This window comes from Streptomyces sp. NPDC053542 (assembly GCF_044544685.1).
Taxonomy (GTDB): domain Bacteria; phylum Actinomycetota; class Actinomycetes; order Streptomycetales; family Streptomycetaceae; genus Streptomyces.
On record NZ_JBITXL010000015.1, the window covers coordinates 145,655 to 157,769 of the forward strand.

Annotated in this window: 9 protein-coding genes; 5 read left to right on the forward strand and 4 right to left on the reverse strand. The window is 73.2% G+C overall.

Annotated elements, in window-relative coordinates; genetic code table 11:
* Positions 1 to 181: 181 nt before the first annotated feature.
* Genes ACIGXO_RS33175 through mtnA form a run of 4 tightly spaced genes read right to left on the reverse strand, consistent with a single transcriptional unit; the run spans position 182 to position 6,041 of the window.
* On the reverse strand, positions 182 to 2,047 hold the full coding sequence (locus tag ACIGXO_RS33175) for an LpqB family beta-propeller domain-containing protein (RefSeq protein WP_399794341.1): 1,866 nt from the start codon (positions 2,045 to 2,047) through the stop codon (positions 182 to 184).
* Positions 2,037 to 4,193 (reverse strand): MtrAB system histidine kinase MtrB, encoded by a 2,157-nt coding sequence (gene mtrB, locus ACIGXO_RS33180; protein ID WP_399794310.1) that lies wholly within the window; start codon positions 4,191 to 4,193, stop codon positions 2,037 to 2,039. Before mtrB ends, ACIGXO_RS33175 begins: the two co-directional genes overlap by 11 nt.
* Before the next feature lies 1 nt (position 4,194).
* Entirely contained in the window at positions 4,195 to 4,872 is a 678-nt protein-coding gene (gene mtrA / locus ACIGXO_RS33185) for a two-component system response regulator MtrA (protein WP_030250475.1), read from the reverse strand.
* Positions 4,869 to 6,041, reverse strand: coding sequence for an S-methyl-5-thioribose-1-phosphate isomerase (gene mtnA, locus ACIGXO_RS33190; RefSeq protein ID WP_399794313.1), 1,173 nt, complete (start codon positions 6,039 to 6,041; stop codon positions 4,869 to 4,871). Before mtnA ends, mtrA begins: the two co-directional genes overlap by 4 nt.
* A gap of 251 nt (positions 6,042 to 6,292) precedes the next feature.
* On the opposite strand from mtnA, the gene ACIGXO_RS33195 reads away from it, so the two are divergent.
* From ACIGXO_RS33195 to ACIGXO_RS33215, 5 genes are read left to right on the forward strand one after another with little or no spacing between them, the layout of a single operon-like run.
* Complete coding sequence (locus tag ACIGXO_RS33195) at positions 6,293 to 7,771, forward strand: hypothetical protein (protein ID WP_399794315.1); 1,479 nt, start codon at positions 6,293 to 6,295, stop codon at positions 7,769 to 7,771.
* Between the two features lie 4 nt (positions 7,772 to 7,775).
* Positions 7,776 to 8,468 carry a DUF4129 domain-containing protein gene (locus ACIGXO_RS33200; protein WP_399794317.1) on the forward strand — a complete coding sequence of 231 codons (693 nt, stop codon included), beginning with the start codon at positions 7,776 to 7,778 and terminating at the stop codon, positions 8,466 to 8,468.
* Positions 8,465 to 9,715 (forward strand): DUF4350 domain-containing protein, encoded by a 1,251-nt coding sequence (locus ACIGXO_RS33205; protein WP_399794319.1) that lies wholly within the window; start codon positions 8,465 to 8,467, stop codon positions 9,713 to 9,715. Before ACIGXO_RS33200 ends, ACIGXO_RS33205 begins: the two co-directional genes overlap by 4 nt.
* Positions 9,696 to 10,661 (forward strand): AAA family ATPase, encoded by a 966-nt coding sequence (locus ACIGXO_RS33210; protein ID WP_399794321.1) that lies wholly within the window; start codon positions 9,696 to 9,698, stop codon positions 10,659 to 10,661. Before ACIGXO_RS33205 ends, ACIGXO_RS33210 begins: the two co-directional genes overlap by 20 nt.
* An 8-nt stretch (positions 10,662 to 10,669) precedes the next feature.
* Positions 10,670 to 11,980: a DUF58 domain-containing protein gene (locus ACIGXO_RS33215; RefSeq protein ID WP_399794323.1), complete on the forward strand. Its 1,311-nt coding sequence runs from the start codon at positions 10,670 to 10,672 to the stop codon at positions 11,978 to 11,980.
* Positions 11,981 to 12,115: the final 135 nt, after the last annotated feature.

The following is a 12,115-nucleotide window of genomic DNA, read 5'->3' on the forward strand; positions in this document are numbered from 1 at the left end:
GGATAACTTCGGCGGACCGCCGGGCGGCAGCGTGGAAACAGCCCACTTGAACTGCGGAAATGCGGTGTGGCGGGTTACAGGAAGGCCGGGCGGCATCGCCCGGCCCGCCGGCTCGACCCCGCCGGCTCGCCCCCGCCGGCTCGCCCCCGCCGGCTCAACCCCGCGGTTCAACCCCGTCGGCTCAGCCCGGGTAGACCGGGGCCGTGCCGCGGGTCGCCACCGTCTTCCAGTTCGCGTCGACCGGCAGCCGGACGATGCCCTCGTCCGCGTCCGCGATCAGTGGCCGGGTCTCGTCCTCCGAGGCCGCCACCGCCTCGACGCCGTTCACGCCGGGCAGCGTCTGCGTGTTGGACGCCGAACCGTCCGTCTCCATGAACTGCATCTGCTGCACCCCGCCGGACTCCCGGCCGACCACGACCAGCCGGCTGTCGCCCGCCCAGGAAGCGGCCACGACGTCCTCCAGCTGCGGCGCGATCGGGCGCAGGGCCTGTACGGACAGCTTGGGGTTCATCGCCGTACCGCCGCGCTCCACCCGGCCCAGCTGCAGCGTCGTCCGGCCCTTGTCCTCGATGAGCATCGCGATCCGGATGCCGTCGGACGCCACCCTGATCGACTTGATGCGCCGCTTGCCGAGCCCGGGAACTGCGACCTCCTGCGGCTCGCCCTTGCCCGACCGCAGCCGCAGCAGCCGCGACCCGTCGTCGTCCCGGTCCGCGATCCAGAGATCGCCCAGACCGTCCCAGCTCGGCGCGGTCAGCCCGTCCGTCTCGTTCTTCGCCCTGCTGCGCAGCCGTACCTCGGCCCGCTTGGACATCTCGTCCAGCGCGGCGACGTACAGCGCGCGCCCGTTCAGCGAGACGCCGGCCGCGGTCTCCTCGCCGTGTGCCACGCCCACCGAGCGCAGCGCGATCTTCCCCGTACCGAGCGGTCCGGGCACGGGGGTCGCGTCGGTCGCGGTGTCCGTCATGCTGACCACCCGGTGGTCACCGTCGACGTAGTACTCCAGCGCGGTGTGCCGGACGCGGGCCTGCTGGCCGAAACGGTCCGCCGCCTCCTCCTGCTTCAGTTTGCACAGCGAGTCGCCGCTGTCCTTCTGGAGCTCCACCTCGCTGACCTTCGAAGCGCGCGCCATGCCCTGCACGGTGAAGAGCACCTGGGCGGCCATCCGGCGGCACTGGTCGCTGTCCGCACCGGCCGCATGCTTGCTGAGCCGTACCGTCAACGCGTTGGAGTCGTCCAGCGTCAGAGTCGGCCGCGTGACGTGCGTGTCCTTCGGGAACGCGGAAACCGCCACCTGGTGCAGCCAGTTGGTCGGCCCCTGCAGCAGCGCGTTCACGCTGGCCGTGACGGGATCTATCCGCTGCCGGAGGTACACGGGGTCGGCGACGAGCACGTCCTTGCCCGCCCTCGGCTCCCCGGCCTCGGACTTGTAGGACGCGAAGTAGTACTTGTTGACGGGCTGATAGATGCGCTGGAAGTCCGGCAGCCCGAGCACCAGCCCGTTCGGCAGCCGGTCGATGCGCCACTGCCCGTTCTCCCGGGCCAGGTGCATCGTCTCGTGGTACGCCTTCTCCTGGGGCGCGTAGGCGTGCTTGCGGTCCACCGTGGCGACCTGCGTGCCCTCGAGCGTGACGGTGAAGCCCTTGGCGTCCTCGCGGTTGGCCGGGATGCCCTCCGGAGTGGCCTTGGGGCGCTCCTGGAGGACCTTGGTGGTCGCGAACGGCTGCCAGGTCTTGCGGGCGGGCGCCGCCAGATACTGCTTGGCCGTACGGAGGTTGGCCTCGTCACTGGTCAGCGCGTCGAGGAAGCCGCGCACGATGTCGGTCGGCTGCGCCCCGTCCTGCGGCGGCACGCCGTAGACCCGCACCTGCGAGTCGGCGTCCGCGCGGGACGCCTGGTCGACCGGCATCGATTCCCCGTCGTCCGGCATCGACGCGCACCCGGCCAGCAGCATCGCCCCGGTGGCGAGCACCGCGACGGTACGGAGGCGGTGGCCCCGGCGCCGCCCTCCGGCGCGGCCGCGCCCGCGCCCGCGTTCAGCGCCGATCACGTAGCTCGTCCTCCCGTCCCTCGCCGTCCCGGGTTTCACCCGTACGGGCATGTGCGTCCGTACCCGTAGGGCGGTGCGCGTCCGTGGTCTCGCCGGCCGGCGCCTCCTCGGGCGCCGCCCCGTTCGATTCCGCCCCGTTGTGCACGGTGCCCTCGGGCCCCGTCCCGTTGTGCGCGGCACCGCCGTACACGGTGCCACTGTGCACGGTGCCGCTGTGCACCGTCCCGTGGTGCGCGGTGCCACCGTGCGACGCCTGCGCGGCGCCGTTCCCGGACTGGGCCGGGACCGTGATCGCGGGCTTGCGTGCCTCGATGGCGCGGTGCCCGGCCGCGCGGCTGCGGGCACGGTTGCGCCGCGAGTCCTCCGGCTCCAGGGGGATCGGCGACCCCCGCAGCGCCTCGCCCGCCGTACGCGGCAGGGTCAGCCGGAACTGGGAACCGCCGCCCGGCTCGCCCCACGCCTGCAGCCAGCCGCCGTGCAGCCGGGCGTCCTCGACCGCGATCGACAGGCCGAGGCCCGTGCCGCCGGTCGTACGGGCCCGGGCCGGGTCGGCGCGCCAGAACCGGTTGAAGACCCGCGTCGCCTCGCCGGGCCGCAGCCCGACGCCGTAGTCGCGTACCGCGATGGCCACCGCGCCGCCGCTCCGGCCGCCCGCGGAGGCCAGCCGTACGACGACGTCCCGGCCCTCGCCGTGCTCGACCGCGTTGACCACCAGGTTGCGCAGCACCCGCTCGACACGCCGGGCGTCCGCCTCGGCGACCACCGGATACTCGGCGCCGCGCACGACGATGCGACTGCCCTTGGCCTCCGCCAGCGGCTCCGCGCCCTCGATGACGCGGTTGACGACGTCCCGGAGGTCTATCGGCTCGGCTTCCAGCGCGGCCGCCCCGGCGTCGAACCGGCTGATCTCCAGCAGGTCCGCCAGCAACGACTCGAACCGGTCCAGCTGCCCGCGCAGCAGCTCCGCCGAGCGCGCGGTGGCCGGATCGAAGTCCTCGCGCGCGTCGTGGATGAGGTCGGCGGCCATCCGCACGGTCGTCAGGGGCGTCCGCAGCTCGTGCGACACGTCGGACACGAAGCGGCGCTGCATCCGGGAGAGCGCCTCCAGCTGCTGGATCTTGCTCTGGAGGTTCTGCGCCATCTTGTTGAACGATTCACCGAGCCGGGCGATGTCGTCCTCGCCGGTGACCTTCATCCGCTCCTGCAGCAGGCCGGCGGCCAGCCGCTCGGAGATCCCCGCCGCCATCCGTACCGGGGTGACAACCTGCCGCACCACCAGCCACGCGATCGCGCCGAGCAGCACCACGACGAAGACCCCGGCCGTGGCGAGGGTGCCCTTCACGAGGCTGAGCGACTTCTCCTCCTGGCTGAAGGAGAACAGGTAGTAGAGCTGGTACGGGTTGCTGTTGACGTCGTCCAGCCGCTTGCCGATGACCAGCGCGGGCTCGCCCTCGTCCGACCCGACCCGCTTGATCTGGGTGTACTCGCGGTACGTACCCGCCTTCTTGTCCAGCTTCCGGCGCATCTCCGCGGGCACGCTCCGCTCCGGGTCCACGTCGCCCGAAGCGCGCGGACCGCGGATGCCGGGGCTGTCGTCCACGAACGGCTGCTCGACCGCCGAGTCCGAGCTCAGCGCGACCACCGAGAACACGCCCTGGCCGCCGCTGGCGAGCTGCTCGACCAGGCTGGTGAGCCAGGTCGCGGAGTCCTGCGCGCCGCGGTTACCGGGGCGCTGGGTGTCGTCCCCGCGGCTGTCACCGGCACCGTCGGCCATCTGCTGGGCCACGGCGAAGCCGCCGGCGGCCTGGCTCTGCGCGGCCTGCCGCTTGGCGTCCAGCAGGCCGTTCCGCACCTGTCCGATGACCACGAGGCCGAGCAGCAGCACCACGCCCAGCGACATCAGCAGGGTCGTCGCGACGACCCGCAGCTGGATGTTGCGCCGCCACAGGCGCATGGCGGGCAGCAGCGGCCGGCGCACCCAGCGGCCGATGAGGCGCAGCATGGGGTGGACCGGCCCGGTGGCCGCCCCGTCGGGCAGCAGCTGCTGCCCGCCTCGCACGAAGCGCTCGAAGAAGGACATGTCCTCCGCCGCGTCAGCGGCCCGCCCCCGCGTCCCCTCCGGAGCCGAACCGTCCCGGAGCATGTCAGCTGGGCCCGGCCTTGTAGCCGACGCCACGCACCGTCACCACGATCTCCGGCCGCTCCGGGTCCTTCTCGACCTTCGAGCGCAGCCGCTGCACGTGGACGTTGACCAGCCGGGTGTCCGCGGCATGGCGGTACCCCCAGACCTGCTCCAGCAGCACCTCGCGGGTGAAGACCTGCCACGGCTTGCGCGCCAGCGCGACCAGCAGGTCGAACTCCAGCGGCGTCAGCGCTATCGACTGCCCGTCCCGCTTCACGGAGTGCCCCGCCACGTCGATGACCAGGTCACCGATGGCCAGCTGCTCCGGCGCGGGCTCCTCGGACCGGCGCAGCCGTGCCCGGATCCGTGCCACCAGCTCCTTGGGCTTGAACGGCTTGACGATGTAATCGTCCGCACCCGACTCCAGACCGACCACCACATCGACGGTGTCGCTCTTGGCCGTGAGCATCACGATCGGCACGCCGGACTCTGCCCGGATCAGCCGGCACACCTCGATGCCGTCCCGTCCGGGCAGCATCAGGTCGAGCAGTACAAGGTCGGGCTTGGCCTCGCGGAACGCGGCGAGCGCCTTGTCGCCGTCCGACACGAACGACGGTTCAAAGCCTTCGCCGCGCAGCACGATGCCGAGCATCTCTGCCAGTGCGGTGTCGTCGTCGACGACCAGGACGCGTCCCTTCATTCGGCCATCATCCCATTACCTGATCGTGACTTAGCGAATCGTGACGTGGAACACACTTCCGCAAGGCTGTCACGAGTGACCGGAGAGACCACTCCGGCCTCGGTCACGATCGCGGTCACCAGCTCCGCCGGGGTGACGTCGAAGGCCGGGTTGTACGCCTGCGCGCCCGGCGGCGCCACCGGAAGTCCGACGCCCGCCTCCGTCCCCGCGCCGAGCACATGTGGCAGGGAGATTTCGGTCACTTCGTGCCCGGCCCGCTGCTCCACCTCGATCAACGCGCCCTCCTCGGTCTCCGGATCCAGCGTCGTGGTCGGGGCGACCACCACGAACGGCACGTGGTGATAGCGCGCCAGCACGGCCAGCGGATAGCTGCCCACCTTGTTGGCGACCGCGCCGTCCGCCGCGATCCGGTCCGCACCGATCAGTACGGCATCCACCTCGCCCGCCGCGAAGAGCGACCCCGCCGCCCCGTCGGGCAGCACTGTGTAGGCCATGCCCGCCCGCGCCGCTTCGTACGCGGTCAGCCGCGCACCCTGCAGCAGCGGCCGGGTCTCGTCCACCCACAGGCGCCGCAGCTCTCCCGCCCGGTGCGCCGCCAGCGCCACCGCGAAGGCGGTGCCCTCGCCGCCGGAGACGAGCGCTCCCGTGTTGCAGTGCGTGAGGATGCGGTGACCGCCGCCCGGCAGCAGCTCACCGAGCAGCGCCAGCCCGTGCTCCGCCATCCGCGCGCTGGCCCGCGCATCCTCGGCGTGTACCGCCCTGGCCTCTGCCAGCGCGGCTCCCGCGGCCTCCTCGGGCGACTGCCCGGCGAACAGTGCCGCGTCGTACGCCGCCACCGCGCGCCGTACGCCGTACTCGAGGTTGACGGCGGTCGGCCGGGCGTACGCCAGGCTCGCCGCGGCATCGGCCACGTCGAACCCACGAGCGGCCGCCAGCGCGATGCCGTACGCCCCGGCGATCCCCAGCAGCGGAGCACCGCGCACCGCCAGCGTCCGGATCGCCTGGACCAGAGCCGGTACGTCCGTGCACACCAACTCGGTTTCTTCCGCCGGCAATCGTGTCTGGTCCAGCAGGACCACCACCGGCCCTTCGGGCGGCTCCTCCCAGCGCAACGCGGGGACTGCGGGCGCCGCGGCGCCCACCTGACGTACTCCGTACGGATCGGCCATCCGCCCAGTCTGCCGTCAGCGGCGGGGCAAACATAAGGTCCCCCCTCGGGACCCGGACAGTCTTCGCGACGCGGGCCGCCTTCGGGGCCGGGGCCGCCGCCGGAACAACCGGAACATCTCCGACCGGTACCGGAGCATCGCTTCCTGACAAGGGGGCCGGTACGAAACCGGACTTGCCATGGCACGATGACTGGCACCGCGGATCCCGGAACCCGACCGCCGCCGCGGACGGGCAGTGTGAAGGAGCGACGATGAACAACTCTCCGGGCTGGGCCTCGCCCGGATCCTCCCCCTCCGACGAGCCGGACCGCGGCCCCCAGGAGCAGCCCACCCCGCCCGAGCAGCCCACCGGCACGCAGCCCGCGGACGCCCCGGCGGCCGAGCAGGGGACGGCGGATCAGCAGCCGGCGCCCACGCCCCAGCAGTCCACTGACCAGCAGCCTTCGCCCGGTCAGCAGCCTTCTCCTGAAGCGCAGCAGACGGCGGGTCAGCCGCCCTCCGCGCAGTGGGCCAAGGAGCAGCCTCCGGCCGGCCAGTGGTCCGCGCCCAGCGGCGGAGCGCCGACCGGAGCACCGACCGAGGGCGCGCCAGGCGGCGGCCCCCAAGGCGGTCCTCCCGGCGGCGGCCCCGGATGGGGCGGTCAGCAGGGCCGGCACAGCGGGCAGCCCGGCCCCGGCGGCGCCAACTGGGGCGGCGGCGGGCCCGGATGGGGCGGCGCATGGTCCCCGCCGCCTCCGGCGGCCAAGCCCGGCGTCATCCCGCTGCGCCCGCTCGGCGTCAACGAGATCCTCGACGGCGCGGTGGCCACGATGCGGGCGCACTGGCGCACCATGATGGGCATCTCGCTCGTCGTCGCGGTGATCACGCAGACCGTCGCCACCGTCGTGACGGGCGTGTGGTTCCAGGGCGCCGACAGCATGACCCTCGGGACCGACCCGAACGCGGACGTCGACGAGGTCATGCGCGAGGCCGGCGGCCAGCTCGCCGCCAGCGGCATCACCTGGTTCATCGCCATGCTCGGCACGGTGATCGTCACCGCGCTGATCACCATCGTCGTCAGCCGTGCCGTCCTGGGCCGCTCGGTCTCCGCCGGTGAGGCATGGCGCGACTCGCGCCGCCAACTGCCCCGCCTCTTCGGCCTGCTCCTCCTGCTGCCGCTGCTCATCGCGGCCGTCATCACGGTCGGCCTGGTACCCGGCATCCTCATCGCCGTGGCCGGCTCGGCCCCGGCCGGTGTGGCGCTCGCGCTGCTCGGCGGGCTCGCCGGCCTGATCGCCGGCGTCTGGCTCTGGATCCGCTACTGCCTCGCCGCCCCGGCCCTGATGCTCGAGAAGCAGGGCGTCCTCACGTCCATGCGCCGCTCCGCCAAGCTCGTACGCGGCGCCTGGTGGCGCGTGCTGGGCATCCAGCTGCTCACCGTGCTGATCGTGATGATCGTGGAGTTCATCGTCCAGATCCCTGCCACCATCATCGCCCTCGTGCTCGGCGGAGAGGGCGCCACGGACTGGATGACCGGCAACGCCGACACGGGCTGGACCTTCCTGATCGTGGTCGGCATCGGCGCCGTGATCAGCTCGACCGTCACCTTCCCGATCAGCGCCGGCGTCACCGCGCTGCTGTACATGGACCAGCGGATCCGGCGCGAGGCCCTCGACCTGGAGCTGGCGCGCGCGGCCGGGCTCCCCGGCTACGGCGCCGACCCCGCGCCCGGCGCCACGCCCGGGAGCTGATGCGGTGCCGGCCGGGGGGAGCGTCGCCGTGCTCGCGCAGCACCTCGCGGGCACCGGCGACGACGTGCCCGTACAGATCCCGCGCGGCCCTGCCCGCGAGGCGGCGGAACGCGAACTGTCCAAGCCGCGATACCACGAGTACGACCCCAATCCGCTCCAGCGCGCCCTCAATTGGCTCTGGCAGCGCATCGACGACCTCTTCAGCGCGGCCGCCGGAGTGGCCCCCGGCGGCTGGGTCGGACTGCTCGTCGTCGTCCTGGTGGTCCTGCTGCTGATCGTCGCCCTCCGGCTGCGGCTCGGCGCACTGCGCCGCACGCCCACCACCACCGCCGCGCTCTTCCCCGACCGGCCCCGCACCGCCGCCGAGCACCGTACGGCCGCGGAAGCGCACGCCGCCCGCAGCGACTGGACGCCCGCCGCCCAGGAACGGATGCGCGCGATCGTCCTCGCCCTGGAGGAACGCGCGCTGCTCACGCCGGCACCGGGACGCACCGCCGACGAGGCGGCCACCGAGGCCGGCCGCGCCTTCCCGGCCCACGCCGACCGGCTGCGCGCCGCCGCCCGGACCTTCGACGGCATCACATACGGCCGCCGCCCCGGCACCGCCGAGGAGTACACCCTGCTCAGCGCCCTGGACACCGACCTGAGCCAGGCCAAGCCGGACCTCACCACCGCCCGGCCCGGAGCCGCCGGATGACCGCTCCGACCGCGCACTCCACCTCCGTGTCGCCCACCGCCGCCAGGATCTGGGCGCGCTCCCGCGGCCTGCTGATCGCGCTCCTCGTCCTCGCCCTGGGCGGCATCGCCATCGCCGCGCTGAAGTCCGGCGAACAGCACGGCCGTCTCGACCCACGCTCCGCCGACCGCACCGGCAGCCGCGCCCTCGCCACCCTGCTGTCCGAACGGGGCGTCAGCACCCGCGTCGTGACCAGCACCGCCGAAGCCACCGCCGCGGCAGGCCCCGATACGACCCTGCTGGTCACCAATCCGAACCTGCTGACCGACCGGCAGCTCAGCGCCCTGCGTACGTCCACGGAACGCGCCAGCGGCCGCACCGTCCTCCTCGCCCCCGACCAAGTGGCGCTCGACGCGCTGGCCCCCGGCACCCGGGCCGCGGACCCCGCCGACACCGCCGTGCGCGCGCCGGACTGCACCCTGCCCGCCGCCCGCCGCGCCGGCGACGCCGCCCTCGGCGGAGTCCGCTACCGCACCTCGGCATCCGACGCCGACCGCTGCTACCTCGTCGACGGCCTGCCCACCCTGCTCCGCCTGCCGGACAACGCGGCGGGCGGCACCGGCCCGGCCGCCGGCGACACCGTGCTGCTCGGCGCGCCCGACCCCCTCTACAACCACCGCCTCGCCGAACGGGGCAACGCCTCGCTCGCCCTGCAACTCCTCGGTTCGCACCGTCATCTGGTCTGGTACCTCCCCTCCGTCAGTGATCCCGCGACCGCCCAGGACAGCAGCGAGCGCTCCTTCTTCGACCTCATCCCCTCCGGCTGGCGCTGGGGACTGCTGCAGCTGGCCATCGCCGCCGTACTCACCGCCCTCTGGCGGGCCCGCCGGCTCGGCCCCCTCGTCCCCGAACGGCTGCCCGTCACCGTGCCCGCAGCCGAGACGACCGAGGGCCGCGCCCGCCTCTACCAGCAGGCCGACGCCCGCGACCAGGCCGCCGCCGTCCTGCGCTCCGCCACCCGCACCCGGCTGGCTCCCCTCGTCGGTGTGCCTCCCTCCGACATCCACACCGCGGACGTCCTCGTCCCGGCCGTCGCCGCCCGCCTCGCCGCGCACGGTGAATCCGGCCCTGCCCCGCACGCCCTGCTCTTCGGCCCCGCGCCCGACGACGACAAGGCCCTGGTCCAGCTGGCCGACCAACTCGACGACCTCGAACGCTCGATCCTTCTCCAAGAGAGGCACGCACCTCGTGAGCACCCCGACAGCTGACAGCGCCCGCGCATCCCTCGAGGCCCTGCGCACCGAGATCGCCAAGGCAGTCGTCGGCCAGGACCCCGCAGTCACCGGCCTGGTCGTCGCGCTGCTCTGCCGAGGCCACGTCCTGCTCGAAGGCGTACCCGGCGTCGCCAAGACCCTGCTCGTCCGCTCCCTCGCGGCAGCGCTCGACCTGGGGACGAAGCGCGTCCAGTTCACCCCTGACCTGATGCCGAGCGATGTCACCGGCTCGCTCGTCTACGACGCACGGACCGCCGAGTTCTCGTTCCAGCCCGGGCCCGTCTTCACCAACATCCTGCTCGCCGACGAGATCAACAGGACTCCGCCCAAGACACAGGCATCCCTCCTCGAAGCCATGGAGGAGCGACAGGTGACCGTGGACGGAACGCCCCGGCCCCTCCCCGAGCCGTTCCTGGTCGCCGCGACCCAGAACCCGGTGGAGTACGAAGGCACGTATCCGCTGCCCGAAGCGCAGCTCGACCGCTTCCTGCTCAAGCTGACGGTCCCGCTGCCCGCCCGCCAGGACGAGATCGGCATCCTCACCCGGCATGCCGAGGGCTTCAGCCCCCGCGACCTGGCCTCCGCGGGGCTACGCCCCGTCGCCGGCGCCGCCGACCTCGAAGCCGCCCGGAGCGCCGTGGCGAAGACCGCGGTCTCCCCCGACATCGCCGCCTACATCGTCGATATCTGCCGTGCCACGCGTGAATCCCCCTCGCTCTCCCTCGGTGTTTCCCCCCGAGGTGCCACCGCACTGCTGTCCACGGCCCGTGCCTGGGCCTGGCTGACCGGCCGCGATTACGTCACCCCCGACGACGTGAAGGCCCTGGCCCTGCCCACCCTGCGCCATCGCGTCCAGCTCCGTCCCGAGGCGGAGATGGAAGGAGTCACGGCCGACTCCGTCATCTCCGCGGTCCTCTCCCACCTCCCCGTCCCCCGCTGAGCCGCGCCATGGCCCTTACCGGACGCACCGCGCTCCTCGCGGCGATCAGCGCACTCCTCGTCGGGCTCCTGCTCCCCGGCTGGACCGGCATCCTCACCGTCCAACTCACCTTGCTTGCAGCAATTCTGTGCGACCTTTCACTCGCCGCGCCAGTGCGAAAGCTGCAGTTCACCCGTACCGGTGACACATCAGTTCGACTCGGTGACGCCATCCCCACGCACCTCACCATCACCAACCCCACCGGGCGTCCCTTGCGTGCGCACCTCCGCGACGCCTGGCCGCCCAGCGCCTTCCACTCCGGCACCGAGTTCGACGCATCCCGGCACCGTCTCCGCATCCCCGCGTCCGAGCGCCGCCGCGTCACCACGACCCTGCGCCCCACGCGCCGCGGCGAGCACCGCGCCGTCCGCATCACCGTCCGCTCGTACGGGCCGCTCGGCCTGGCCGCCCGCCAGGGCAGCCACCAGGTCCCCTGGGCCGTCCGTGCGCTGCCCCCCTTCACCAGCCGCAAGCACCTCCCCGCCAAGCTCGCCCGCCTGCGCGAGCTCGACGGCCGGACCAGCATCCTGACCCGCGGCGAGGGCACCGAGTTCGACAGTCTCCGCGACTACACCCCGGGAGACGACACTCGTTCCATCGACTGGCGCGCCACCGCCCGCCAGCAGACCGTCGCCGTACGCACCTGGCGCCCGGAACGCGACCGCCACATCCTCCTCGCCCTGGAAACCGGCCGTACGTCGGCCGGCCGCGTCGGCGACGTCCCCCGCCTCGACGCCTCCATGGACGCGGCCCTGCTCCTCGCAGCGCTGGCCTCCCGCGCCGGCGACCGCGTCGATCTGCTCGCCTACGACCGCCGCGTACGCGCCGCAGTACAGGGCCGTACCGCGCGCGACCTGCTCCCCGCACTCACCGACGCGCTGACTCCGCTCGAGCCGGAGCTTGTCGAGGCCGATGCCCGGGGCCTGGCCGCGGCGATCCGCCGCAGCGCGCCGCGCCGCTCTCTCATCGTGCTGTTCACCGGCCTGGACGCCGCGCCGGTCGAGGAGGGGCTGCTCCCCGTCCTCCCCGGGCTCACACAGAACAACGAGATCATCGTGGCCGCGGTGGCCGACCCGCGCATCGAGACCATGGCCGCCGGCCGCCACACACCGGCTGATGTCTATGCCGCAGCCGCCGCGGAGCGCACCCGCGCCGAACGGCAACGCACCGCCGATCGGCTCCGCGGCCACGGCGTCACCGTCGTCGACGCCACGCCGACCCTCCTGGCTCCGGAACTGGCCGATACCTACTTGGCTCTCAAGGCTTCGGGACGGCTCTGAGGGGGCGGCTGCCGGGGGCCGTCCTCTCCCCTGCCCTGGGCCCAAACGCAGAAAAGCCCCGCACCATACGGTGCGGGGCTTTCCCACAATGATTGTTCGGCGGCGTCCTACTCTCCCACAGGGTCCCCCCTGCAG